Origin of the sequence: Fibrobacter sp. UWH4 (assembly GCF_900142475.1) — a bacterium.
Lineage (GTDB): Bacteria > Fibrobacterota > Fibrobacteria > Fibrobacterales > Fibrobacteraceae > Fibrobacter.
The window spans coordinates 330,002-355,678 of sequence record NZ_FRAY01000002.1 but is presented as its reverse complement, the minus strand read 5'-3'; the positions used below and the strand labels follow the sequence as shown (position 1 = coordinate 355,678).

At 49.7% G+C, this 25,677-nt stretch carries 24 protein-coding genes, 2 tRNA genes and 1 pseudogene; 13 read left to right on the top strand and 14 right to left on the bottom strand.

Translation table 11 applies throughout. The features are described 5' to 3' along the window. Position 1 precedes the first annotated feature (1 nt). The 10 genes and pseudogenes from BUA93_RS04340 to BUA93_RS04300 all read right to left on the bottom strand — a co-directional run bounded on the left by BUA93_RS04340 (position 2) and on the right by BUA93_RS04300 (position 7,831). Positions 2 to 730: a hypothetical protein gene (locus BUA93_RS04340; RefSeq protein ID WP_072978115.1), complete on the bottom strand. Its 729-nt coding sequence runs from the start codon at positions 728 to 730 to the stop codon at positions 2 to 4. Positions 731 to 753: 23 nt separating this feature from the next. After that, a tRNA-Leu gene (locus BUA93_RS04335) sits at positions 754 to 837 on the bottom strand. A 79-nt stretch (positions 838 to 916) separates the two neighbouring features. Beyond that, on the bottom strand, positions 917 to 1,888 hold the full coding sequence (locus tag BUA93_RS04330; protein WP_175547367.1) for an SPOR domain-containing protein: 972 nt from the start codon (positions 1,886 to 1,888) through the stop codon (positions 917 to 919). A gap of 103 nt (positions 1,889 to 1,991) precedes the next feature. Further along, positions 1,992 to 3,314, bottom strand: coding sequence for a tRNA (N6-isopentenyl adenosine(37)-C2)-methylthiotransferase MiaB (miaB, locus tag BUA93_RS04325; protein ID WP_072977731.1), 1,323 nt, complete (start codon positions 3,312 to 3,314; stop codon positions 1,992 to 1,994). A gap of 400 nt (positions 3,315 to 3,714) precedes the next feature. Then, positions 3,715 to 4,743 (bottom strand): site-specific DNA-methyltransferase, encoded by a 1,029-nt coding sequence (locus tag BUA93_RS04320; RefSeq protein WP_072977729.1) that lies wholly within the window; start codon positions 4,741 to 4,743, stop codon positions 3,715 to 3,717. Continuing rightward, positions 4,740 to 5,543: a restriction endonuclease gene (locus BUA93_RS04315; RefSeq protein ID WP_072977727.1), complete on the bottom strand. Its 804-nt coding sequence runs from the start codon at positions 5,541 to 5,543 to the stop codon at positions 4,740 to 4,742. Before BUA93_RS04315 ends, BUA93_RS04320 begins: the two co-directional genes overlap by 4 nt. 645 nt (positions 5,544 to 6,188) lie before the next feature. Beyond that, positions 6,189 to 6,290: pseudogene (locus tag BUA93_RS15845) on the bottom strand (type II toxin-antitoxin system YoeB family toxin); the annotation flags it as partial. Between the two features lie 9 nt (positions 6,291 to 6,299). Next, positions 6,300 to 6,473 (bottom strand): hypothetical protein, encoded by a 174-nt coding sequence (locus BUA93_RS16165; protein ID WP_175547366.1) that lies wholly within the window; start codon positions 6,471 to 6,473, stop codon positions 6,300 to 6,302. 18 nt (positions 6,474 to 6,491) lie between these two features. Beyond that, positions 6,492 to 7,502 (bottom strand): HigA family addiction module antitoxin, encoded by a 1,011-nt coding sequence (locus tag BUA93_RS04305; protein ID WP_072977726.1) that lies wholly within the window; start codon positions 7,500 to 7,502, stop codon positions 6,492 to 6,494. Between the two features lie 11 nt (positions 7,503 to 7,513). Next, on the bottom strand, positions 7,514 to 7,831 hold the full coding sequence (locus BUA93_RS04300) for a type II toxin-antitoxin system RelE/ParE family toxin (RefSeq protein WP_072978111.1): 318 nt from the start codon (positions 7,829 to 7,831) through the stop codon (positions 7,514 to 7,516). A gap of 229 nt (positions 7,832 to 8,060) precedes the next feature. Here BUA93_RS04300 and BUA93_RS04295 point away from each other — a divergent pair, with 229 nt between their 5' ends. The 8 genes from BUA93_RS04295 (at position 8,061) to BUA93_RS04260 (ending at position 15,090) form a co-directional block, all read left to right on the top strand. Further along, positions 8,061 to 8,735, top strand: coding sequence for a TonB family protein (locus BUA93_RS04295; RefSeq protein WP_072977724.1), 675 nt, complete (start codon positions 8,061 to 8,063; stop codon positions 8,733 to 8,735). A gap of 12 nt (positions 8,736 to 8,747) precedes the next feature. Beyond that, positions 8,748 to 10,481 (top strand): beta-galactosidase, encoded by a 1,734-nt coding sequence (locus BUA93_RS04290; RefSeq protein ID WP_072977722.1) that lies wholly within the window; start codon positions 8,748 to 8,750, stop codon positions 10,479 to 10,481. Positions 10,482 to 10,554: 73 nt separating this feature from the next. Then, complete coding sequence (locus BUA93_RS04285) at positions 10,555 to 11,595, top strand: hypothetical protein (protein WP_072977720.1); 1,041 nt, start codon at positions 10,555 to 10,557, stop codon at positions 11,593 to 11,595. Positions 11,596 to 11,601: 6 nt separating this feature from the next. After that, positions 11,602 to 11,796 (top strand): hypothetical protein, encoded by a 195-nt coding sequence (locus BUA93_RS04280; protein WP_072977719.1) that lies wholly within the window; start codon positions 11,602 to 11,604, stop codon positions 11,794 to 11,796. 109 nt (positions 11,797 to 11,905) lie between these two features. Next, positions 11,906 to 13,369: an esterase gene (locus BUA93_RS04275; protein WP_072977717.1), complete on the top strand. Its 1,464-nt coding sequence runs from the start codon at positions 11,906 to 11,908 to the stop codon at positions 13,367 to 13,369. Between the two features lie 146 nt (positions 13,370 to 13,515). Further along, positions 13,516 to 14,193, top strand: coding sequence for an HAD family hydrolase (locus BUA93_RS04270; protein WP_072977715.1), 678 nt, complete (start codon positions 13,516 to 13,518; stop codon positions 14,191 to 14,193). A gap of 22 nt (positions 14,194 to 14,215) precedes the next feature. Beyond that, entirely contained in the window at positions 14,216 to 14,941 is a 726-nt protein-coding gene (locus BUA93_RS04265; protein WP_072977713.1) for a hypothetical protein, read from the top strand. Positions 14,942 to 15,016: 75 nt separating this feature from the next. Further along, a tRNA-Pro gene (locus BUA93_RS04260) sits at positions 15,017 to 15,090 on the top strand. Positions 15,091 to 15,196: 106 nt separating this feature from the next. Here BUA93_RS04260 and BUA93_RS16160 read toward each other — a convergent pair. From BUA93_RS16160 to BUA93_RS04250, 3 genes are read right to left on the bottom strand one after another with little or no spacing between them, the layout of a single operon-like run. Continuing rightward, the gene (locus BUA93_RS16160; protein ID WP_175547365.1) at positions 15,197 to 15,337 is read right to left on the bottom strand and encodes a hypothetical protein; all 141 of its coding nucleotides are present in this window, start codon (positions 15,335 to 15,337) and stop codon (positions 15,197 to 15,199) included. Beyond that, positions 15,338 to 17,014: a sensor domain-containing diguanylate cyclase gene (locus tag BUA93_RS04255; RefSeq protein ID WP_254793844.1), complete on the bottom strand. Its 1,677-nt coding sequence runs from the start codon at positions 17,012 to 17,014 to the stop codon at positions 15,338 to 15,340. A 17-nt stretch (positions 17,015 to 17,031) separates the two neighbouring features. Further along, on the bottom strand, positions 17,032 to 18,540 hold the full coding sequence (locus tag BUA93_RS04250; protein ID WP_254793843.1) for an extracellular solute-binding protein: 1,509 nt from the start codon (positions 18,538 to 18,540) through the stop codon (positions 17,032 to 17,034). Between the two features lie 263 nt (positions 18,541 to 18,803). On the opposite strand from BUA93_RS04250, the gene BUA93_RS04245 reads away from it, so the two are divergent. Continuing rightward, a complete protein-coding gene (locus tag BUA93_RS04245; RefSeq protein ID WP_072977709.1) occupies positions 18,804 to 19,241 on the top strand; it encodes a DUF3332 family protein in 438 nt (145 codons plus the stop codon). Positions 19,242 to 19,305: 64 nt separating this feature from the next. Here the strand turns inward: BUA93_RS04245 and BUA93_RS04240 are convergent, their stop codons facing one another. Further along, positions 19,306 to 20,211: a lysylphosphatidylglycerol synthase transmembrane domain-containing protein gene (locus tag BUA93_RS04240; RefSeq protein ID WP_254793842.1), complete on the bottom strand. Its 906-nt coding sequence runs from the start codon at positions 20,209 to 20,211 to the stop codon at positions 19,306 to 19,308. Between the two features lie 109 nt (positions 20,212 to 20,320). On the opposite strand from BUA93_RS04240, the gene BUA93_RS04235 reads away from it, so the two are divergent. The 4 genes from BUA93_RS04235 (at position 20,321) to BUA93_RS04220 (ending at position 25,657) form a co-directional block, all read left to right on the top strand. Beyond that, a complete protein-coding gene (locus tag BUA93_RS04235) occupies positions 20,321 to 22,246 on the top strand; it encodes a LamG-like jellyroll fold domain-containing protein (RefSeq protein ID WP_072978107.1) in 1,926 nt (641 codons plus the stop codon). A gap of 73 nt (positions 22,247 to 22,319) precedes the next feature. Then, positions 22,320 to 23,297 (top strand): glycosyltransferase family 2 protein, encoded by a 978-nt coding sequence (locus BUA93_RS04230; protein ID WP_072977705.1) that lies wholly within the window; start codon positions 22,320 to 22,322, stop codon positions 23,295 to 23,297. 55 nt (positions 23,298 to 23,352) lie between these two features. Continuing rightward, the gene (locus BUA93_RS04225) at positions 23,353 to 24,795 is read left to right on the top strand and encodes a tRNA modification GTPase (RefSeq protein WP_072978103.1); all 1,443 of its coding nucleotides are present in this window, start codon (positions 23,353 to 23,355) and stop codon (positions 24,793 to 24,795) included. Between the two features lie 43 nt (positions 24,796 to 24,838). Then, on the top strand, positions 24,839 to 25,657 hold the full coding sequence (locus BUA93_RS04220; protein ID WP_072978105.1) for a GRP family sugar transporter: 819 nt from the start codon (positions 24,839 to 24,841) through the stop codon (positions 25,655 to 25,657). Positions 25,658 to 25,677 lie beyond the last annotated feature (20 nt).

Sequence of the window (25,677 nt, the reverse complement as noted above, 5' to 3'; positions counted from 1 at the left end):
CTTAGAATTTTACGTTGAAGAATCCAGCGACACCATTTTCAGGAGTGGGGAGGATTCCGTAGCTGAAACGGTTTGCGTCCGGGTTGCTGTCCCACTGGGTGCTGAAGAATGCGTCAGCGAAAGACCAGATGTGGGCCGCGGCAACAAAAATCAGGCCGTACCACCAAGCCGTGTTTCCGTCAGTGGCGAGGTAGACCGTTGTTCCGACGCTTCCCACCCAAAGGGCGTCCATCCAGATGGCCTTCATGGATTCATCCTTGTGCCACTGGTAAAGCGAGGGGATCAACAGGGAAAGGTAAGCGTAGCTCTGATCGCCGGCATTGTTACGATAAGAACGGTCAATATCGGCATCTTCAAGTCCGCCGGAACGCTGGCTAATCCATTCTTCTTCGGAAACACCAAGCTTTTCCCAGGGCTTTTGGAGATATTCGGACGGGCGGATTCCCATTTCGACAAGGTTCGTGAGTTTGTCCCTAGACACGCCTTCTTCCTTGGCCTGCTGGAATTCCCACTGGGTAAGTCCCATTTCTTCGTAGTTGAAACCCTGCCATTCGTCTCCGGAAGCTTTTGCTTCTCCAACGTTTTCGTCGTCGTTTGCAAATGCGTCATCGGATGCTTCGGAAGATGCTCCGTAAGAGTATGAATCTTCGGAAGATTCGTCATCGAACTGGGCGAACGCAATAGAGCCGCACAGCAACACTGTTGAGAGAATCTTGCACCAATTCGCCATCAATTTCATCCTTCAGTTTTTAATGCCGGGGGAGGGAATCGAACCCTCACACTCTCGCGAGTACCGGATTTTGAGTCCGGCGCGTCTACCAATTTCACCACCCCGGCGCGGGGTTTGCACAAATATAGAACACTTTTTGCTTTTTTGCAGGGTAAATAAGAGAAAAATACCCATTTTTGTGCAATTTTATCTTTTTAGAAGGGGCTGGTATTCGATTTTCAGGGGCACAAGCTTGTTTGCGGCGAAGTCAACGGCCTGTTCCTTTGTCTCAAACCGCCCTGTTTGTACAAGGTAAAGAGTCCGTTCCGCCCGTGGCTGTTCGATGATGGTGCAGGAAATTTTCTGTTTTTTGAGGTTGGTGACGAGCAGGTCTGCGTTGGATTTTGTTCCGAAGGCGCCCAACTGGAGTGTCCAGTATTCCTGGGCGGGCTCGGCTTTGGTGACTGCAGGAACGTTTGCGGTCGGTGTAGCGGTGGCGGTCGGAACAACTGCAGGGGCTGGCTTGGGGGGCTCGGCGACCTTTGAGGAAGTACTGTCTGCCACAGGAGGTTGAATGGGCTTGGCTACGGTAGAGTCTTTTTTCGGAGCCGGGGCGGAAACCTTTGCGGGTTCGGCAGGGGCTACTGTGGCGGCCTTTGATTTTTGCATTGCTGCTAGCGAGTCGGGATTGTTCAGCAGGTTGCAGCGGTCATTGAGTTCGTCCGACTTTACTTTGGCTTTTACGGCCTGACACACTTTCTGGAGAACGACGGCCTGGTGCGGGTGCGAAGTCTCTATGGCCTGGATCAAGTCTTCGGCAGCCTTGTCGTATTTGCCAAGGTAGAGCCTGAACTGGGCGCTCGTCATCATGAGGTCGGCGTAGATGGCGCGTTGCGGATTGGTCGTCTGGATAAGGCTGTCGAGGCGCTTGCCTGCAATCTTGAACGACTGGGCGCTTCCCGTTTGCGAAAGGGCGAGAACGTTCCACAGGTAGCATTCGGCACGCAGGGAATCTGGTTCCTTCGGGCAAGCGGCTTCGTATGCGGCGGCGGCTTCTTTCCAGTTGCCGGCAACGTATGCCTTCTGCGCATCCGCCATCGACTGCGCAAATGCACTTGCTGCAAAAACAGAAAGCAAAACTGCAGCAACCCTACGAACATTCCAAAACTTCATACTCATCGCCTCGCACTTCTCACTACACATTTCACACTCCACACCTCATACCTCATACCTCAAAGCGCCGAAGGCGCGACCCCACACCCCAAACCTCACACCCCACATCTTACACCAGCGTTCCTCGTATCGTCCATCCGCGAATGTCGTCCAGCTTCACCTTCACGTAGTCGCCGGGCTTCACAATCTGGCCAACTTCGGGCTTGAACACCACCTTCTTGAAGTTGTCGGTGCGGCCACGCAGTTCCGTTTCGTCGCGAGCAGAATTCTTTTCTACCAGGAGTTCCTCGGTGCGGCCGAGCATCATCTGGTTCCTCTTGAGCGTGATGGCGTTCTGCAGTTCCACCAGACGCGTGTGACGCTCGTTCTTTTCAGCCTCGGTGAGCGTCTCCGCTTCCTTGTACGATTCCGTGCCCTTGCGCGGGCTGTAGATGAACATGAAGGCGCTGTCGAACTGGCACTGTTCAAATGCCTTGAGCGTCTGCTCGAAGTCCTCTTCCGTTTCGCCCACGAATCCGCAAATCACGTCCGTCGAAATCCCGTAGAACGGGTCCTTGCTTCGCAGCTGTTCGATAATCGAAAGGTACTGCTCCATGTTGTGCTGGCGTCGCATCTTCTTGAGCATGGCGTCGGAGCCGCTCTGGATGGGGATGTGCGCGTAATGGCAGACTTTCGGGTTGTTCAGCAGCACGTCGATGAGCTCGTTGGTGTAATGCCTCGGGTGCGGGCTCGTAAAGCGGATGCGGCGGATGCCCCCGATTTCAGAAACCTTCGTGAGCAGGTCGGCAAAATTGCCGCCTTCCGTCTTGTAGGCGTTCACAGTCTGGCCCAGCAGCGTCACCTCGGTAATGCCCTTGTCGGCCGCCTTGCGCACTTCGGCAAGAACATCTTCCATGTCGCGGTACTTTTCCGACCCGCGAAGATACGGCACAATACAGTAACTGCAACGCTTGTTGCAACCGCGCTGGATGGCGACGAAGGTGGTGAAGTCGTTCTGGAGTTTCGCGTATTCGCCCAGGTAGTTCTCGCTCAGATCCTCGTCGATGAACATCTTGTGGTGCGTCTGGTGCAACGGACTTTTGGCATCGCCCAGCAGCAACTCCGGAATTTTCTTGTACTGGTCCGGCCCCACAATGTAGCTCACGTTAGGCAGGCGCTTCAAAAGTTCCGGCCCGCGGTTCTTCGCCATGCAGCCGCAAACGACCACCTTCACGTCGGGGTTCTTCTTGTTCAGGTACTTGAGCTTGCTGATGTTTGCGATGGCGGTTTCCTCGGCCTTTTCGCGCACGCTGCAGGTGTTCACGATGATGAAGTCGGCATCTTCCTGGTTGCTCGTCTCGACGCAACCGCACATGTCGAGCTCCTGGGCAATCATCGCCGAGTCATACTCGTTCATCTGGCAGCCGTATGTGGCCAAGTGGTATTTTTTCATGCGGGTAAAGATAGCATTTTTAGTTGGCAGAACTTAGAACTTAGAGCTTAGAAAAGTCATTCTGGAGCGCAGCGATAGAATCTATGGTTATTGTAAAGGGGGGGGGAGGCATCCCCCTGCCTGCAGCCTTGCCCTTCTGTCACCCTGAGCTACGAGCGTGTCATCCTGAGCGAAGCCCGTAGGGCGAAGTCGATATACGAAACTTGGCTACTTGTAGCCTTAGTTGAGTTAGGTTCGTAGGAGCAGGATCTAGGGCAAGTCTTCCGTCACCCTCTCGCCTAAGGGGCTCCGTCCCCTAACACCCCAAAAGGCGAATGCCGTGACAATCGTGCTTGCACGAATTGTCATGGCTGAGCTGAATTGGTTCTGCAAACTCCCGAATTGTCAAGTAATTTACAAGCTAAATTTCAATATATTTATACATTGATTCATTAGCAAAGAAACCGTTATTTTCAAGATTCTTTTTGATGGTTTCAATTGCTATATCTGATTTATCAACGCCAATCCATTTGCGGCCCAACCTGCTTGCTTCAACTAAAGTGCCTCCCGAGCCGGCAAAGCAATCCATCACGATGGAATCCTCATTGGAGGACGCCTTAATAATTGTTTGCAACATTTCGTGATTTTTCTCTGTCGGATAAATAGGATTAGGAGAATCCTTGAAAGTCCAAATATCTTGCAACTTCTTGGTCAGATGTTCATCGGCATAGTTGATTTTACGCGGATTTCCCGATGCAGACCATTCAATTAAACCATCTTTATCTAATTGTTCTAGTTCTTCCACACTACATCTCCAATGCCTTCCTGGAGGGGGTAAAATCCCTTTGAATTTTTGCGAAGATTTTCCATCTTTTGTTTCGCCAGGAGCGTGGATTGGAACAGTTGTATAGCGTCTTCCGTTTTTGTCAACTTTTGTATATAACTTTGCAATTTCCTCTTCTGACATAGGAATTCTTGGCTCATGCCAGATAGGTTTCTTTCCTTTTGTATAGAATAAAATCATATCCTTAATGTTGCCATAGCCAATCCTTGAAAAATTTTTTGGATTGCATTTTATTCTTGTGATGTCGTTTCTGAAATTTTCAATTCCAAAAATTTCATCAAGCATACACTTTACATAATGACCAATTTTATAGTCTATGTGTAAATAGAATGAACCTTGCGGAGAAAGAAGATCGTATATGATTTGAATCCGCTCGCGTAAAAATTCAATAAAAGCCGAACCAGTTAATTTATCAGAATACGCTATTTTACCGGATGACGAACTACTAATTGTAGCTACACGTCCATTAGAATCTGTTTTAAATTCACCTCCCGTTGCAAAAGGAGGATCAATATAGACCAAATCAATAGATTCGCGTAATTTCATCTTATCACGGATATACACCAGTGAATCTATGTTGTCGCCTTTTATGAGAGTGTTTTTCATAGCGACTCCAGGAAATCACGAAGTACAAGAGCCGACATGATGTTGTATTCTGTCCTGATCAAATTAAGGAAAAGTTTCCCGTTATTCCGTATATATGGAACACCATCAATTATGCCGATTTTTACGACATCGTTATTTCTAAGGGGAGATTCAATTGTCGCAATAGCATCCACAAACTGGTCATTTTGATGACCACCAAAATCAGAAATGAATTTTGCTTCGCCAATAACATAACGGCCGTTATATCGAGCTATGAAATCAAGCCCCTTTTCTCGGTTGTATCCGAAATTCCGTCTAGCAAAATCCATCATTGAGCTGTCGGATCCATCAAGAATTGCATTTCCTGTACTACGAACAAAAACTGATTCAGGAACAGGTCTAATTCCTAAAGCCCCAGAATTAAGCCAATTGCGAAACATGGGACCCATTTGGCGATTGGCTTCTTTGGGTTCGGTGCATCTTTTATAGAGCTCCCTGAATCCCATTTCATAGAGATCCCCGCAGATGCGGTTGATTATTTGCGGATTTCTTCTAATGGCGTCTTTTGATTTTCGTAAGAAGGGAATATAACTGTCTTTTACAGGAAACAGGTCTAAATCCAACAGAGAGGCTATTAGATTGAAATTATCTCTCTCGTTAAAGTACATTTCAACGCGATACATGATTCTTTCATCTATTCTGCGTACATTTTCGTGTACCACAGGATAGACTGTGTACAAATCATCTAGATAGGGGCGGTTTGCTGCGTAGTCGATGCTTTTTTGTGTCCATGGATTGGCTGCTCGTAAAATGGCGGGCATTTTATTTGACTCCTTACTGAAAGTGAACGAGTCACTCTCGCAAGTGCCAAAACGCACGACATTTCAAAGAACAAAACTCGCAATATGAGTCAAGAGATTGCTTCGCCTTTACAGGTTTGCAACGGTATGACCAATATAACCCAAGAGAATATTATTCTCTCAGGATACACTACACCCATGTATTACATAGGCGTTGGCGAGTATAAGTCTTATTCTTTGTGTAGAAATTGTCGAGATTTCAAGTCAAGAACAAGAGTTGAACTCCGGTACGAGATCACCCTTATTCAGCAATCAATCCAATTTTTTTGAATACAAAAAAGGCGTGGAGTTGAATGCGTTTATCGACTTGAGGCTCTCGACAGCCCTACACAAATAAACACAAACAACTCACGCCCCAGTTAAGGTCGCGTAACTAAAAAAGCAAATATAATTTGCCCATAGCAAAACGATACGGCAATGGAATTGCCGCAGACGTGAGCGTTCGTCTTATCCTCTGTGTAAGAAATGGTCGAGATTTCAAGCCGAGAATAAGAGAAAACTCTATTTTCAAGAATAAATATATAATTTTTTTGGGGAAAAGGAAGCCCGCTTGCACGGGCATGACAAAAAAGCAACAATCTGACTTAAAGGCTCCGTCCTTCCTAGTCAGACGTTCTCGTAATGGCCTTTGCACGAGAGAATGTCGATAAATTCGCCGTTGATTCGATAAATCAGACGGTTTGCGTCGTCGATTCTGCGGCTTCCGAAAAAGCGATTTTAGCCATTCTCCATCGCCTCCAGTTCTTCTATGGTCTTTACAATTCCCTTGCCGGCATTCAGCTGTTCGATGCCTTTTTTGAGGGCTTCGATGTCGCTTGCGTTGCTGCAGAACTTATCGAAACTTTCCTTGTCCTTGCTGTCGATGCGTGCGGAAACTGTTGCCTGTGCCATACTGCGCTCCTTGTTTCCCTAGACTTCTAGCCCTGCCTGCGCCATGTATTTTTGCGCGAATGCGTTTGCCTCGTCGTCTTTTTGCTGGTTCTTGTTGCCGTAATAGACGTTCTTGATGAAGATGTCCTTCTTGCCGTGGAGTACGATGTGGCCGAGCTCGTGGAAGAACGTGAACCAGAACGCATTGCGGTCCTTGAAACGGTCGTGCAACTGGATGACGGGGATGTCCTTGTACCAGCGGGCCATGCCATGAATCGGTGCCGACTTGAAGTTCTGCGCGTAGAGCACCTTGATACCGAGTTTTGCACCCAGTTCCTGCAACTTGTGCATGCCGTCGTCAATGAAATCTTCGCCTACCTTCGGCTTGGGCAGGGCCTTCTTGCGGCGTAAATCTTCCCACGCGGCAACGTCGTTTTTGGCCAGTTCCACAAATTGCGGCATTGCCTTCTTGATGGCGGAACGCACCTTCTTGTCGTTCTGCTTTTCCATCTTGATTTCGTCGGCGAGGATTTCGCCGCGGCGCATCCACACGGAGGCCGCATACGGGTCTTCGGTTTCGGCCAGCGAAATGCGGAAGGCGACCTTCAGGCGGTTCTTGTAATAGTAATTTTCCCACGCCTTGGGGCTTGCCACCCCGAAGAACCTGAGAATGGGCGACACACCGTCTTCCTTGTTGTTGAAGTCCTTGATCCATGTGCGCGGATTGAGTTCACCGATAGGGAAGAACTTGCGCCAAACAACACTTTTCTTGAGGGATCTCTTGATTTTTTCACGCCAGAGATCCCGTTCGTACTGCTTTTGTGCTTCTAACCAAAAATACTGCGGAATTCCCGTTCCAAATTCAAGGCTGTAGGCCATTTCTGCCGTCACCCTGCACTTGGCTTTGAGCAATTCGTTCACCGTCTTGGGTGTGTAGCCGATTCGGGCGGCGAAATCGTTAACATCCACATTCATTTCTTGAAGTTTTTCTTCAAGAATTTCTCCAGGGGACGTTGCCCCCCACAAAATGAGTTCTTTTTCTTCTGCCATATTATTCCTCTCTATTTATGATAATCTACAATTTCTACGACTTCGGCCTCGGTAACTTCAGCCCAAACAATAGCCTTGTTCGGTTCTGCGCCACAAATAATCAATCGGTATGGCTGATCAAGGTCGCATGCCCATTGTCCCTTTCGGTTGCCTACGAGTTCATGGAAATGTCCCGGAAGCGAAGGCAGAGCGGCAAAATTTTTAGCTAAGTGCAAGGAGAAGATTCGATTTCTGTAGCATTTTGCCCGTTTTTTGCCCATTCGCCGTATTGCATAAGCCTCATCCATTGCACAAAGTTCCAAATCCTTATCTCTAAACTCAACTTTCAAGAAACCTCCACCGTTAGTCAAAAATCTCTTTTTTAATATAATAAAAACTTTTGAGAAACGCAAGGGGTGTCTTGTTTTTATAAAATACGCAGTTTGAGTTGATTATAATACTAGCCAATGGGGACGGAACCCACCTGCCTACAGTCTTGCCCTCCTTAGGAGTCATTCTGGAGTTGCAGGAAATTCTGTAATGCCCCGATGCTCGCGAAAATATTTTTGCTATACTTAAATGATGGCGAAACCCTTCAGCAAATACCTTGGGAAGTTTGTTCTGATGGCCGCAGCGGTGCTGTGGGCCGGTTGCAGCGATTCCGAAAAGGATGACGATACCACCAAGCAAGGTGATTCTGTACTTATTCAATTGCAGAATGTGAAAAAAAGAGTTGATGAGAAGCCTGAAGTAAAAGATACAAGTATTTTGAATGAAGCTAGTGCAACGCTTTATGGTTGTAATGGCGATTGCAGAGGTAACTCATTTTTCTTGGTGAAAAAGCCGGGGAATTCTTTAAAGCTCCCTTCAAAAAATAGGGGGGCGGTTAAACAACTGAATAAGAAAGAAATAACCGTTGCCAAAGGCAGTGCTCTTGGAAGAGATTCTGTTTTTGCAGGTTTGGAAAAACGAACACAGTCCTTACGTCATGTTTATAATAAATATTTAAAGCAAAATCCAGAACTTTTTTTTGAAGGAACAATTATTCTAAAGATAAAACTGTTGGCGGATGGTTCTGTTAAAGAATGCCAGGTTGTTTTGTCGACTACAAATAACAAAGAATTTGAAAAACATGTCAGAATGGCTGTAAGCCGTTGGAAGTTTTCGAAAGTGGAGTCGGGAGAAACTATTGCGACTTTCCCAATTACTTTTCAAGAAAACACGGTTGAAATAAAGTCCTCTCAGCCTGAATAGGATTATTTACCTATGCGTCAAGATTCAAAATTTTCAGTGGTGTTTGCCTGCTTCGCATGTGCAGGCCTTATCGCCTGTGGCGACGACGCGAGCAGTTCTGCTCTGGAGAATACTGAAAGCAGCGCGATTGAGGAATCGAGTTCTTCGGATTCCGTACCGTCCTCGTCTGTAACGCTGTCGAGTTCGTCTATAGAGGTCTCATCAAGCAGTGTAAATGGTGATTCCGGCTTCCCGGAACAAGGTCCGGGACAGGCTCTGGCCGGAATGACATCCTCTAACAGCGGTGACTCCGGTTCTGCGACATTCTCGGATACCACAAAAATCACCTATGCGCTCAAGCCTTTCGACGGGCCGCTTTCCAACCCGCACAAGGGCTTCACGGTGCCGACCGGTGGCGCGTGGACTTTTGTCCCGGAATTTGAATATGGCCCTTACGGTTCCCTGAACAACAGGGCGTGGGACCTGGTTTCGTACGGTTCCGGTTACCAGCAGTGGAACAAGCTAAATCCGGCTAAGGGCGTTTACGACTGGACGGAACTAGAAAAGCTGCTGAACGCACTTGCCGAGCACAACATGGGTTATGCCCTGCGCGTGTTCCCGTATTCGCCCAGCTTTATCATGGACAACGATACACCCGAAGAAAACTACGACTGGACCCCGAAATTCGTTTACAATGAATTGGGTGCAAAAAAGATTACGGCGACCTACAAGGGGAACGGTTCCAAAGCGGTTGTCCCTGTGTGGGACGATCCGAACTATTTGCAGGCCGCAAAAGATTTTGCAACGGCCCTTGCGCAAAAGTACGACGGCGACCCCCGCATAGAATATATCGATATCCGCTCCTTCGGAGAATGGGGCGAATGGCATGTCTCGAATCTGGACGGAAGCCAGATGCCCTCGGAAAAGATCCAGAAAGAAATGCTGGACCATTACGCCTCCGTGTTCAAGAAGACCCAGCTGGTGCTGCCCTCCAACGGTTTTGGCGATGTCTATACGCATGCGCTAGACCTCGGCATTACCAAGCGCGACGATGGGTTCATCGGCATTCCCGGCAGGCCCGATACCTTGCTGCGGGCGTACAATGCGAACCTCCCGACCATCGCCGAAAACATCGCCGGTTACAGGACGATGCTGGCCAATGACGATCTGATTCCCGGAGGCACCCAGAAGTGGACTGCTGAACGCTGGGTGGATGCGATTACCACAGCGCACCTGACCTACTACGTGTTGGACCAGGACAACGACTGCGGTTACTATTTCTACAAGGATAACAAGGCGCTGGCCGATTCCATGAGCAAGGTCATCGGGTACAACTTTACCGTGACGCGGGCGGAACTCACGACCGTCGCCGGCGGCGCCGAAACCACAGGGGAATTCGCCGACACCGCTGCTGGCAATGTTGCGACGAACACCTTGAACATCACCGTAAAGAACACCGGCGTGGCGCCCAGCTTCTTCGATGTGTATTTGGTGGCAGAATTCGTGGACAGTACGGGCGCGGCCATCGCGCAGTTGGGCAAAACCATCCGCATTCCCAAGGGTACGTTCAAGGATGGCGCTTCGCTGCAGTTCTCGTTCGGCGGCGCGGTTCCGGCAGACGAGACAAATCTCGCGACGCAGCCAGGCGTTTCAGTAGCTCTTTCCCTCTACGAAAGCGAAGGAGCCTTCAAGAACGGCAAGAATCCCACCGTCCGCTTCGACAACGACGGCCTCCAAGAAAATAATAAGCTACTACTGCATAAATAATTTTTTATGGAGGGGTGTTCGGATTTGAGAAACCCGGATAAAAAAATTATATTTCTCGTTGTAGGAGAATTTCATGATTTGTCCGAAATGCGGTGAAGAATACGAAGATGACATGCAGTGTTGCTTGTGGTGCGATGCGCCGAATCCGAATTATGGTCGCGTCGAGGAAGCCGAATGTAAAGTAGGTCCTGTCCAGAAACGGAATCAGGGTGAAATAAACGGCTTTGATTATCTTGAGCATTCCGATGAGGTGGACTTTGCCCAAAGAACCAGTGGTTATGTTGTGTTTAAAATTGCCAAGTTTGAATTTGTTAAAACCGTTGTGGGAATGCTTTGCTGTCTTGGACCTTTTTTGTTTTCTGTTGTGGCGATGTCCTTTGTCGAAGAGCTGAAGTCTTTGTGGCCGATATGGTTGCCGGTGAGCGTGTGTTTTGGAACTTGTATTTTCTTTTTGTCAAGAACTGTTTTTGCTGTAAAATGGTATAAGGATAAATTCATTTTAAAGACACTCTATGGAGAAACGGAACTCTCGTTTGATAAATCGGTGTTTGCTGAGTTTGGATACGAAGACGACAAAGGGTTTAGCGTTTGCTTGAAAAAGGGAAAATGGAATTTTGTACTTCGTGAAAAGGCGTTTCCAGAAGTTACAAAAATGTTGTGCAGAATTTACGACGAGTTAAATCCGAAAGACCTTGTGCTGGGCGAAAACGGTTCGGTTTATGCGGAATTCAAGCCGCTGAAGCGCCCCGTCGCCATGGGCTGGTATGTCGTAGCCTTTCTTTTCAATATATTTTTAGGTCTTGGTAATATTTTGGCTTCGGACTCGGGCTATGCTGCGTTCGCTTTTTTATTTGCCGCCATAGTCCTTATCTGTGCATTTTATCATTTGAGTGATGTTTTCGAGATCCGGTGGTACAAGGACAAGTTTGTGCTTTGCACCCGTTTCGGAGAAAAGACGTTCTCGTTCGACAAGTCGGAACTGCAAAAGACCAAGCGCGATGAAAAGGGCGCTTTGATGTTCTTTTTCAAGAAAGACCGAGGGTCTTTTGTTGTGGATGAACGCGTCTTTCCCGAAGTAGCGGCAATGATGAAAACGCATTACGGCGTGGAGTGATTCGCGATGTCCCTGTTGCTTGCCCTTTTGTTCCTAGCCCTATTCGTGAGTGCGATTGTCCGCGGGCAGTTCTCTTACGGCAAGGCGGATTACAGCTTTCGTGAGCATCCGGTGCAGTTTGTAATCGTGCTGGTGTTCATTTTGGGCGTGTCGGCGCTTTGCTTTTACCGGTTCCTTGTGGAAATGGAATTTGTTCGGTAAAAATTTGTCTACATCCCTTGACTAATTGTCCACACTTTGTTTTTTCAGAGAGTGTTTTTCCCCTTTTTTAGAGATAGTTTTTAGGGGAAAAGCAGAAAAAGGAGCTCTTATGAAAAAAAGTGTTTGGGAATCATTGGCTCTCGCCTGCGCCTTTGCCGTTTCGGCGAACGCCTTTACGGTATCGGGCAAGGTGAGCGATGAACAAGGGAAAACGGTAAGTGGCGCAGCGGTAAAGTTACTGCAGAAAGGGCTAGAAACTACCACCGACGATAAAGGTGAATTTACTTTGCATCAGGATGAATCTGCCGATACGGATGCTCTTCCTGGAGCCAGTTTGGGACGTGTGTTGCCCGGTTACATTAGCGTGAATAACGGTATCCTTTCGTTTTCTCAGCGTTCAAGCGAACCCGTTCAGGTGCAAATTTTTGACATGATGGGTAACCGCCTTTTGAAGGAAACGCTTTATGGTTCGGGGAGTCTCGATTTGCAGGCCTGTGTCAAGGCTCAGGGGGCTTACTATGCTCTTGTCAAAATCGGGAGTGTCCAGCGCAATATCCGTTTTACCTCGCAAGGAAACTACGGAGCCGCTTTTGGTGACAAGTCGGCAAGTGTTGCAAATGCCCTTAAAAAGACAAATGATACTGACGATCTCCGCGTGATTGCCGATGGCTTTGATACGTTGACTGTAAAACTTGCGAATCTCGACACGAACCTGGTGCTAACGCTTACGAAACCTGAGCCGCAGTATGCCTACGGATGGGGCCTCAAGAACGACCCTGTACCTACGCGTGGTTGCGGCAAGGACACAAGGCTTGATTACAAGTATCGCGGCGACAAGCCGTATATCGAATTCAAGTGGAGCAAGGGTACGCGCACGGTGCGTCTTGACATTCCGAAGAACTACGACAAAAATAAACCGTACAAACTCATTTTCGGCATGCAGTGCATGGGCGGCTGGGCCGGTGGCGTGCAAGATGAAGGTTACTATGGCCTGAAACCGCTCGATACCGAAAATTCCGCCATCTTCGTTGCTCCGGAAGGCAATGGTAACCAGGCCCCGTGGGGTCAGGACGACTACTTGCTTTTTGATGAACTCCTTGCATACTTCGAAGGCAATTTCTGCATCGACTCTTCTCGCGTGTTCTCAACGGGCTTTAGTTACGGTTCCATGTTCAGTAATGGTCTCTCCTGGAACCATCAGGATGTGCTCCGCGCCGTGGCTGTATACGAAACTGCCGAACGCAATATCTGGCTCCCGCAGCGCAAGCAGATGGGTATCGGCTGGATGGGCGTGCTCGGCTTGCAAGACAACCTTTGCACGCCGACAATGGGGCGCGCCGCTCGCGATATTATTTTGGAGCTCAATTCCGAAGGTGGCAAGGCCAAGAATGAACGTGCCCAGGAATATGGCGGCAGCGGTCCGCACGTGTGCTACGACTATACCACGGTTGAAGAACGTTTCCCGGTTCGCTGGTGCACGCAGAACGGCGGGCATATCTGGGACCATAAGGATCCGGGCCAGCAGCAGTCCTGGGTTCCGAAGGCCACTTGGGATTTCTTCAACAAGTTCTAAAAAATTCCTATAACACACCCCCAAAAGCGCCGTCCGGTTTAATGCAGGATGGCGCTTTTTCTGTAAAGAATGTTATCTGTTCATTACATAGGCCTAATGGGATATGTTCTTTTCTAAATTTGGCGCTGTTGCGGAATTGGGTTTCTATGCTTTCTAAAAAATCCCTTGTTGTTTTTGATCTTGATGGTACTTTGTTCAATACTCTCGGCGACCTTGCCGTGGCGGTGAATTATGCGCTCCGCCATTTTGGCTTGCCGGAACATTCCGAGGAACAGGTCCGTAGCTTTATTGGGAACGGTTCCATGAAACTGATCGAACGGAGCATGGGGGAGGCCGCGCTCTCTGAAAATATCGCCCGCACGGGGGTGACTGTCGAAAAGGTTCACAAGGTTTATTCAGATTTCTATTGGGAGCATTGCACGGAACGCACTCGCCCCGTACCTGGAATTGTCGAGTTCCTTAACCGCAGTAAGGTCCGGGTGGCCTTGCTTACGAACAAGCCGCTCCGCCCGACTGAAAAGATTCTTGAGCATTTTGGGCTCCGTAACCGATTCGAATTCGTTCTTTGCGGCGACACGGCGCCCGAACGTAAGCCTAGTCCGGCAGGACTTCAAAAAATCATCGAAATGGCCCATGTCTCCCGTGAAGATACTGTCATGGTGGGGGATGACCAACCTGATATCTTGGCCGCCCGTGACGCGGGCACCGATTGCGTGACTCTCCTTTGCGGCTTCGGAAAACCGGTGAATCTTCTGTCGCTTGAACCTGACAATGTCGTTCTCAGCTATGCGGAATTATGCCAGCTTCTGCGTAGGATTGTCTAAGGGAATTTTGTATATTATACTTATGAATTTTAAAACAGTTGCTTTTGCAGCGGCTTTCTTTTTTTCGACTGCCGCCATGGCCGACGAGGCTATCCGCTTTGTTCCCGAAAATTATCCTATCGGAGTCCTGAACCAGGGCGATGTCAAGCATATCGTGCTCAAGGGCGCGAATACGACCGGCAGTGAAATTGTCCTAGAGAATGTGTTCGGACAGGGCAATGGAATGTCGAACTTCAAGTTCCCGAACAAGATTCCTGCCAAGGGAACCGTAACGATTGAATTCGACCTGAGTACGGCCGACATGGAAGGCCAAATCAACCCTGTGGTCGTGCTGGTCGATACGACGGGCAAGCCTTACACTGCGAATATGGACGGCATCGTGAAGGTCCCGTTCTTCTTCGGCGAAAAACTCTTTGATGCAGGGTATTATGCCAAGGGCGAAAAACGCGAATGGACGTTCTACGTGTGGGAGACCGACAAGAAAAATCGCCCCGATTTGACACTTGATCCCGAATCGGCCAAGCAGTTCAAGATGTCTGCCAAACCCGTGATGTTGAATGTTGACAAGCTTGACAAAATCAAGGAAGGCGGCAAAGTTCCGGGACTCAAGGTGACACTTACGACCAACGGCCTTTCCCGTGAAGGTTGGGAACTTAAGCAGAAGAGCATCCGCAAGATAGTCTCGTTCAAGAGCAAAAAGTATCCGAAGGCAACACCAGAGGTTCTGATTGTCGGTTATTGGAAGTAAAAATTTGGCTTTTTTGGGGCGTTAGCCTTGCAAAAAAGCTAATTTTTATCTAATTTTGACCCACCAATGACCCAACGGGATGTAGCTCAGCCTGGTAGAGCGCTTGAATGGGGTTCAAGAGGTCGCTGATTCGAATTCAGTCATCCCGATAAAAAACACCGCGTAAACGCGGTGTTTTTTGCATTCAGAAAAAATTTAGTGCCAAAGGGACTCAAAACCTGCTTGCGGTTCTGACGTGCCCGTTGCCATTATCAGCTAGCTCGGAAGATCCTGCTTGTCCGACGTGTCGTCGATATAGTCCAAACTTACCTGGAAATTTTCCGTCTTGGAACCTTCGGAGTTCTTTTTCAGGGCGGCAAGTTCGATGGCGGCAGCCTCGTAGTCCGCGTTCGTCACTCATTCCGGTTCCCATACGATGACGCGATTTCGACCGCTTTCCTTACCTTGGTACAGCGCCTTGTCTGCCATCTGGATGCTTCGGTCGGCTCCAAGACGGTCGTCGTATTTGGCGACACCCAGCGTAATCGTGATCTTGATGGTGAAGTCGGCATAGCGGACGGTCATCTTTTCGATCTGCTTGCGGAACCGTTCGGCGACGACGGCCGCCCCTTCCAAATCCGTCTCGGGGAGAAGGGTCAGGAATTCTTCGCCACCGTAGCGGGCGAAAACGTCGTACTTGCGAAGCAGACCGCGGATCGTCTGTGCGACCGATTTCAGGATAACGTCACCGCAGGCATGGCCGTAGGTGTCGTTGATGTTCTTGAAGTGGTCAATGTCGATAAAGATAAAGCAGAAAGGCTTGTGGGTGCGTTGCACGCGTCCGACTTCGTTTGCAATCGTCTCGTTCATGTCGCGACGGTTGGGAAGTCCCGTCAGTTCGTCAGTCTTGGAAATCAGGTCGAGTTTCTTGTTGGCTTCTTCCAGGTCCTTGGTGCGTTCACGGACCTCCTGTTCAAGGATATCCCTATGAGCATTCAGTTCGCCAATCTGACGCTTGATGGTGCTGTGCATTATGTTGAATGCCTTGCCCAGCTGTCCGATTTCGTCGCAGCGAGTTCCGACATCGATTTCCTGGATGTCCAGGTTGCCCTGGGTAATCTGCTTGATGTGCAGGATAAGCTTGTTCATCGGAACGCCCAGGATGTAGAACATCCGTGTGGCGATAATCAGGATAATGAGAATTGAAACAATCAGGATTGCGATGCTAGCCTGTGTTGCCGATGAAATCAGCTCGTCAATTTCGCACTTGGGTTGGAATGATATGAGGGCGAAATCGTAAGTGGGATTGTAGTTGATGTTCAACAGGTACGATTCGTCGTCGTTCAGTTTGAAGAACTTTGCCTTGTCGATCTTGTAATTGCGCGGGTTGATGTCTTCCAATCCCAATTCGGAAATCTTGTGGACGTCGGTCATCCATTTCTTCAAATCAGGGTGGTAGAGAATTTCTCCGTTTCCGTTGGTAGCGACTAGGAAGCCATTCTTGCCGATGGTGTAATTAGGAAAGTTCGTCCAGAGTCTGCGGAGTGAAAAACTGGCAACAAGGCTTCCGTCACCGCCGTTGCGGCTCGAAATGGTGATGCCGAATAGTCGTTTGGGCGGAGCGTCCTTGGAATCCCTAAACCAGGGGGTGATGTAGGGACGGTGCGGCGTGATGCGCGAAAAATCAATGGGGTATGCGGGATCCTTCGATAAACCGACTACGGAATTGTCGCATACGAAATGATAGTCCTTGTCGTACAGAGTAATGACTTCGCCCGAAATGAACAGCGAGGAAATATTGAAGCTCTTGAGGTAGCTGGCGGCAGTCATTGCGTCCATGCTCTGGATTTCGGAAGTCTTGGCAAGCAAGGTCAGTCTTTCGCCGAACTGTTTCATTTCGAGGCTTGCCATATTGGCAATCTGGTTCAGCTGGGCTTCGTTGTTGTTGAAGCTCCAGTCCAGCATCAGGTCGGTTTGCTTATTATTGAAAATGAAGATACTCCCCGTGACCACAAGGGTCATGGAGAATATCAGCACAAGCAAGACCTTAAAGACGATGCTTCGTGAAAAACCAGAAAAGGAACCGATAGGCATGAAATTACCTTAAGTGCTTATTTTTTCTTCTTGCGGAAAAAGGCGAACAGGAAACCGAGAACAAGCATGGCCACAAATACGAACGGCGCTTTCTTCAGGTTGGCGTCGGCCACGCTCGTTGTCGTATCCTTGGCGGAATCGCTTGACTTGTCTTCAAGGGGAGCGTTGACCTGGTTCCAGCTATCCTTGAATTCGGCAAGGGTCATGAAACTGTTTGTGGGATAGTTCAGTTTCTTGTCAATTTCAATGGAGTACTGTTTGAATATTTCGTACAGCTTGTCTTCGGAGTAGAGCGATGGAATTTCCATTTGTTCCCAGATGGTGCTGAACATGGATCCGAAAAGCTGTTCCAGATCACCCCATTCGGGAACCGGAACATAGGTGCGTCCCGTTTCGAGGGCGATTGTCAAAGTCTTGTAATCTTCATCCTTGGCCCATTTCTGCAGGACTTTTTTGGAGGGCGGCAACAGACCGATCTGCTTGGTGTAGGCGTCCAGGTTCTCGTCGTTAATCAGGAACAGCAGAAGATCGAGGGCTTCCTTGCGGGTGTTGTTCGAAGGAATGGCGAGGTTCGATCCTCCGATAAAGCTTACACTGCCATTGGAACCTTGGGGAATCGGGAGCACCAAGACGCTGTCCCTACCGATGCGTGCATTGGAAAGACCGCCCAGGTTACCATGGATGCGGGTCTGCATCACGATTTCGGAGGTGCTGACGATAAAGGCCAGTTCACCGTTGTTGAACTGCTGGGCGATCTGGGCCGTGTTCGATTGCAGGGCTTCGGGCATGACTAGCGAGTCCATCACGAAATGCAAGTAGCTTGCGATACCGCGCAGCGTTTCCTTGGAAAGAATGTTGGCATGCCAGCCGGCACTGTCTTTTTGGATGAACGAACCGCCGTTGCTCCAGATCCACGGGGCGAAGTTGTGGGGGATATTCCAGTCGTTCCTGCCCGGGAAGGCGTAACCGCGGACATAGGCTCCGTCTTCCAAAATTTCATTGGCTTCGTTGACCTTGCGGATGGCGTCCCTGAAACCGTCGTAGCTCCTGACCGATTCCCTGGTGATGCCGTATTTCTTAAGGATTCTCTTGTTGGCGAGAACCGGACGGATGTCGATGAACCAAGGCACGGAGTAGATGATGGAGTCTGAATCGATATGCGTTGTATTCCAGCTGACGGGGACGAACCGCGCCGGCTGGATTTCGCTGAGGTGTTCGTTCAAGGGCTTGATTTCGTTGCGGGAGGCAAAGTAGGGAATCCAGGTGGTACCCAACTGAAGAACGTCGGGGGCTTCCTGCTGGTTAGACAGCGCGTACGTGATGCGGTTCCAGGCTTCACCCCAGTCCAGCACTTGCACCTTGGTCGGGATGCCGGTCTTTTTGGTAAACAATTCAAGTCTTTTTTCTAGAGTCTCTTGAGGAGAGGCCCCGTTTGGCATAATCCAGACGGTTAACGGCTTGGGAGCAGCCATGGCGGTTGCTGTAGCAAATAGTGCTGCAAATACAGAAAGCTTCATCTTATTCATAACAATACCCATTATCACTCCTTTCAAATTTCGTCACTTTTTTGTAAAAGTATACGTACCTAAAATAAAAAATAATTTCATTATGTGAAATCCGTCACTAAAATATAATATTGATTCGCGAATAATCGCTATTTTTGTAAACAAAAGTATATATTTTGTTTAAAACTTGGAAAAAAAGACGCAAATGTGTTGCTAATCTGTTTTTTTAGTTATATTTCCCGCTGTCCAAAAGACACTAAATCAATCCTAAGGAGTATTAAAAAATGAAAAAAGGTATTGTCACCCTTCTCTGCGCCGGCATGATCGTTCTTTCCGGTTGCTATGGCAAAAACGCTTGCTTCAACAAGCTTCATAATTGGAACGGCACCCTCGGTGACAAGTGGATCAACTCCATTGTCCACTTCATCCTGTTCTGGTTGCCGGTGTACGGCATCTGCCTGTTCCTCGTGGACGGCCTCGTGCTGAACACCATCGAATTCTGGACCGGCTCCAACCCGCTCGCTTCCGGTGATTCCTACTTCGAAAAGGACGCCCAGGGCAACACCATTGCCGCTGTGAAGAATGAAGACGGTTCTATGTCCGTGGAACTGACCACTGCCAAGGGTGAAAAGGCCAACCTGACCCTTCAGCGCGATGAAAATGTTGTTCGCGCTCTCGACAACGAAGGCAACGTCGTTGCTCAGTACGAAATCGAAAAGTAATCCGAATCGGTTTCTTGGTTCTAGGTGCTCCGGTTTTTTCCGGGGCATTTTTTTTGCAGGTGTTTTATTTCTTGGGCGCGGCGGCGAGAACGACCGCCCCTTGTGCTGCCTGGAACAGGAGCGGCAGGTAGCTGAGCAGGGTCGAGGCGAGGACCACATCGGCGGGAATTCCGAGGAGTCCCGTATACAGGCTCACTTGAACGTTTTCGCGGATTCCGATTCCGTTGATGGAGATGGGGAGCATGGTGAAGGTAACCATGATGGTCGTGAACACCGTAATGACCGCAATGTTTACATCGACTCCGACAGCCCTGAAGTAGGCGTAGTGGATGATGATGGTCACCAGTTGTAACCAGATCGAGTCTAACCCCGATAGCCAGAACGCCTTGGGATGGCTCCTGTATAGGGTGAATGCCTGTTGCAGTTTTAGTAGGAAAGGAACCTTGTCAGCGAGTTTGTGCGGAATGTTTATCTTGTCCGAAAAGAGGCCGCCGATAATGATAATCACCGCAAGCACAGCGACCAAACTAACGGTAATGGTGTATGCTTTAGGAATTTGGTATTGAACAAGTACGAAGGGGAGCGCTATGAAGAAACTCAGGAACATGGCGATAAGGCCCATGACGCGTGAAATCGCAATGGCGGCGACGGAATTGGCCGTGTTGCCGAAACGCTTGCCGAACGCGATTGTCTTGACGGCATCTCCGCCGAAACCACTGGGAAGCAGGTTGTTGAAAAAGTAGCCAAGCGCGATATAGGCGTAAAAAGTGCGTAATTTGATTTTTTTGCCTTCGTCCAGCAGGAGCCCGCGCCAACGGTTCGCCTGGATTGCCATCAGGATGACGGTCAGGGCAAAAATGAACAGGAGCCAGGGGAGGGTCGATTCCTGCCAGTTTGAAATTGCGTCAAAAAAGGGGATTTTGTTAAAAATATAGGCGATGCCACCGACAGTAACGAATAATTTGATCACATTTATAGTGAATTTCGTCATTTTTTTCCGAGTGGGCTCTTGCATAGCTACAATATAAAATATTATATTCTTACAAACTAAGGTTTTTGTGATGGGAAAAGGAGAATCGATGAAAAATTTTTCGAGTTTTGCCTTGGCTGCCGCACTTGGTGTGCTGGCTGGGTGCTCGACGGGCCCGTCCGACTCTTCGTCGTGGGGTACGGTGAGCGAAGAACAGTCCACCGTGAATAATATTGCTCGTGTGAATGTCGTGGACGCGCACTCGCATCTTGCACGGTACCGGCATTTCGTGGTGGATTCCTGGCAACTTTCCGATTCAACTTCGGATACGGCATCTGTGGTCGTGGATTCGCTGAAGAACTGCGACTTTGCCGTTGAAGCAGATGTGCAGGTCGAAGACGATTCTGCATACACGATAGCCTCTGCCGGTGTCGATGGAGACTCCGCCGCTTGGGTTCTGCAGGTCGAAGAAGGTGCCGTTGTCTATTCATGGCGCAATACTGCAGATGAGGATTGGCTCAAGTTCAAGACCGAAAAGGCGCTGGACTTGAAAAAAATCAACACGGTCCGCGTGGAACGTGCCGGCGTTGTTGTCGCGATTATCGTGAACGGAAAGATTATCGATGCTTTCAAGGATGACGGAAAGAGCGCCGTAATCAAGGGCCTGTTCACGATTGGCTTTGACGCAAGGAATCCCGGCAAGTGCCACTGCAACAATGGACGCGTGGAACAGATTGGCGTCGAAACGGTTGACGAAATCGAAGATTCTCCGATTGACTCTGTCCAGGTGATCGATACGTTGGATATTCCGCTGGATACTTCCGCGGCTTTGAACGATTCCGTGGTGACGGAATGGATTGCCGAATGGAATTTCAACGATGCTGAAAACGTGGGACTCGATGTGACGGGTCACGGACATAACGCCACAGCCGGAGAAGGCTCGGTGAGCGCTGTTGATGGCATCGCCAGTTTTGACGGAAAGTCCGGCATGGTGGTTTCTCTGGATACGGATATCCGTATCAATGAATTCGTGATCGAAGCCCGCGTGAAACCGACCCAGTTCGCTACGATGCAGAATATTATTGTGGCCGAGCCTCCTGGACGTGGGGTGGACGGCTGGCAGCTCCGTATCGACGAAGGGGTTCTTACTGTTCATCTTCGTGATGCCGACAGTAGCTATGTAGACTGGAGCATTTATCCGGGCAAAGAAATGATTCTCGGTGAATGGAACGAAATCCGCCTGGAACGCAATGCCGACAGTGTCAAACTGTTCCAGAATGGCGAACTTACGGTTGCCGTGGCCTACCAGGGCGACTTGACCCAGATGTGTTACGACTGGGGTATCGGTTACGATGCGATGCAGCAAGGTTTCCATAATCGCTATTTCGTTGGTGAAATGGATTATATCCGCTTCGGCGTGTTCAAGGGCTTTACCGAAGGCACCCTGGTTCCCAAGAATGAATGGCTGCTTGCTGCTTGGGAATTCAACGAGCCGGAGTTCGTGGGACTTGACCGTATGGCGAACAATTCCTCGAAGTACGTCGTCGGAAATGCGGTTGTTGCCGATACGACGCTTGTGCTCGATGGACAATCCGGTATGCCTGTGAATCTGTCGAGAGCGTTCCTGCGCAATACGTTCGCGATTGAAACCCGCGTGAAACCGGCCGCTTTCGCGGAAATGCAGAATATCATTGTGGCCGAGCCGCCTGGACGTTACGGTGACGGTTGGATTGTCCGCCTTGACGACGGTGTCTTGACGGTGCATTTCCGTGACGAAGAAACCGATGGCACGGAATGGAATGTGCTTAAGGGCAAGGAACTTGCTCTTGACGAATGGACCGAAATTCGGGTCGAACGTACCGCTGATTCCGTGATTGTTTTCCAGAACGGTGAACGTTCGGTGTGGGCCGCTGCGAAGGGCGATGTGTCCCAGCTGGGCTACAATATCGGTATCGGCTACGACGCCATGAAGCAGGCGAAGGGCAACCGCTACTTTAACGGTGAAATTGATTACATCCGTTACTACGGCTTGTAATATATACCGATAACGAATGCTTTAATCTATATTTGAAGGGACCTGTTTCGGTCCCTTTTTCTTTTGGGTGAATATGCAGATAGATGTCGGTATCATAAATTACAACGGTGGCTTGGAACTTTCGGAATGTGTTGGGAGCTTGCTTGCGCAGAGCGTTCCTGTTCGCGTTCTTGTCTTTGACAATGCTTCGACCGACGATTCAATCCAGCGGTTAAGGGAAAAGAATCTTGACTGCAAAGTTATCGAGAGCCCGAAAAATCTCGGTTATGCGGGCGCCTGCAATGGGCTCCTCGAAAATATGGATTCCGAGATCCAGGTGCTTTGCAATATGGACCTGGAATTTGACCCGACCTGGGCCGAAAACTTGTTGCGCTGTTTTGAAAGGCATCCGGAGGCGGGATCGGTGGCAAGCCTCGTGATGGAAAAAAGCGGAGTCGTGAATGCGGTGGGCGTGCGTTTCGGTGCGGATCTGTTTGCGAAAAATGAGGCGAGCGGGCTGGATATTTCCGCAGCGGATGTTCGCGAAAAGGAAGTCTTTGGCTGCTATGGGGCCGTGATGAGTTTCCGCAAGTCGGCTGCCGTTGCTGCAGGCAAGATGGATGCGAGTTTCTTCTTGTTCTTCGAAGAAACGGAGTGGTATTTCCGTCATAACCTGGCGGGCTTCAAGACGGTGTTCTGCCCCGATGCGAAGGTTTACCATGAACGTTCGATGACGACGGTGCGCTATTCGCCTCGCAAGCTGTTTTATTCGGAGAGAAACCGCCTGCGGACTGCCGTCCGTTTGCTCCCGTTGACTGATGTCCTGAAACTTCCGTTTCAGGGTGTCGTGCGTTACCTGAATATGGCGAAGGGCGGGGTTCCGGGGCAGTCGGGGGATGGAAAGAAGCTTTCGAAGGTGTCAATCTGTGCCGCCCTGGCGAAGGCTTGGTTGCAGGCGTTTGCGATGCTTCCGGATGAACTGGTGATTCGCAAGAAGTATCGCAAGAAGTTCGGGAATGTCGGTGCCAAGGTCCGCGATATTCTTAAGGCGTATCCGATTGAAAATAGGTGATGCAAAATAGGAAATGCTTTTGGCCGCAAACTCGGCTTTTGCTATCTTTAATTCTATGGATTCTTTGACGATTGTTGCGCCGATGACGCCTGCGGGCGTCAGTGCCGTTGCTGCGCTCCGCGTGAGCGGCACCCACGTCCGTGACGTGGTTCGGCGCCTGTTCGGTGCGCGAGCCGCAGAAAAACTGGTGCCTCGAATGGCGAATCTAGGGACCGCTCGCGATCCGCAGACGGGCAAGGTGCTTGACAGCCTCTTGTACATCTACTTCGAAGCGCCGAATTCCTACACCGGCGAAGACGTCCTGGAACTTTACCCGCACGGAAATCCGCTGATTGTCCGCGATTTGCTGCAGGCGATTCGTGACATCGAGGGGGTTCGCCTGGCTGAACCCGGTGAATACACCCGCCGAGCCTTCTTGAACGGCAAGATGGACTTGACCCAGGCTGAATCGGTGGCCGATGTCATTCACAGTGCGAACCGAGCCGAGCTGGAAAATGCCCACCGCCTGCTTTCGGGAGCCCTTTCCAAGAAAATTGCGACGCTAACGGCGCAGGTCAAGGATATCTCTGCTCGCCTGGAACTCGATGTGGATTTTGCCGAAGAAGAAGCGGATCCCGATTTTAGCGGCTGGAAACAGAAGTTTGAAAATATCCGTGTTTCAATCAAGGGAATTCTAAACAGCTTTCGTGGTAAGGCGAATCTGAGCAAGCTCCCGCTCGCGGTACTTTATGGAGCCCCGAATGCGGGCAAGTCGAGTTTGGTGAATGCGCTCCTCGGCGAAGACCGCGTGCTTGTGAGCAATGTTCCGGGGACGACTCGTGATTTTGTCGAAGTCCGTCTGTTTTTGGATGGCGGTGAAATCCGCCTGATCGATACCGCGGGCATTGCGGACAAGGCGACTGACGAACTCGATGCGCTCAGTATGAAAAAGTCGCGCGAGATTCTCGACGAAGCCGATATGAAAATTTTGGTGGTGGATGGAAACAACTCCGCTGGGAACAAAGAAGGTGTCATCCTGAGCTATACAACACTTGGGACGAAGTCCCTTAGTGGCTGTTATCCACCTTGTGGAGAAGCGCAAGCGGAGTCGAAGGATCTCAAACCAGATTTTGTTGTCGTTTCGAAGAGCGACTTGGCCGCAAATGTCATTGCGAGGAGCGAAGCGACGAAGCAATCTCCTGATACAAGTCATCTTAATGTTTCTTCCAAGACTGGCGAGGGCCTAGACGACCTCAAGAAAGTCATGAATGCCGTCTTGTTCAAGAAATCTGAAAACGCAGAAGATCTCTGGATTACGAGTGAACGAGAAAAGTCTTGCCTCGAAGAAGCCCTTGCGGGTGTTGACCGCGTGCTTGACCTGCTAGAGAAAAACCCTGCAGTGGAACTGCTCGCTTTTGAAATGCAGCTGGTGCGCAGGGCGCTTCAGAGTATCACGGGCGAAATTTCGTCCGAAGACATTTTACAATCTATTTTCGCGGGGTTCTGCATTGGAAAGTAGTTACGTTGGCGCGTTGATGTCCATCTTTATTTTCGGCACTTACATGACCCCTCTCAAAAAGTGGCCGAAGTTTTCGAGCTGGGCATTCCTTTCGATGATGACTTGGGGCGTGCTTATCAGTGCGCTCGTGGTTGCCTTTGTCACGGGAACGTTTAACTTGAGCCCGGTCGGTTTTTTCTGTGGCTTGTGGTGGGTCATTGGCGGAACGTTCTGTTTCTGGGCGGTCAAGGCCGAGGCGGACCTGGCGGGTGCCGGCGTGCGCTCCATGGGAATGAGCATCTTGGCCTCGTTCCTTTCGGGGGTTCTGCTGTTTCACGAAAAGTCTTCGTTTGCGCTTTCGATTCCGGCGATTATCTGCTTTATGGTCGGACTTTCCCGGCTTTCGCCTTCGCATGGCGGCTCGATATTCAAGAACTGGCGCTCGTTCCTGGGCGGTTTCGCCTTTGGTACTTACTTGATTCCTTTTAAGTTGGCGACGGCCGCGGGACTTGAATTGACCGATGTCGAATTCATGTGTCCGTTCTCGATAGGGATCTTTTTCGGAAGTCAGCTCTTAATTGGCATTCTCCAGATTCGTCGTCATAAATTCTATTGGTATCCGCTTGCTCCGAGTGTCGTGAGTGTTATCGCCGGATTCTTGTGGATGGCGGGAATGCACGGTTGCTTCTGGGCAATCGACCCGGAAGGGGCGCTCGGTTATGCCGTCGGTTATCCGCTCACGCAGTTGAACCTGCTGGTGAACCTCGGCTGGGGAGTGTTTGTTTTCGGTGAGTACAAGACCGCGCGAGAACGAATCAAGTTACTCCTCGCGACATTTATCATTCTCGCGGGGGCGGTGCTGCTGACCCTTTCGAAAGGCTAATTAAGTTGTAAAAAAAAGAG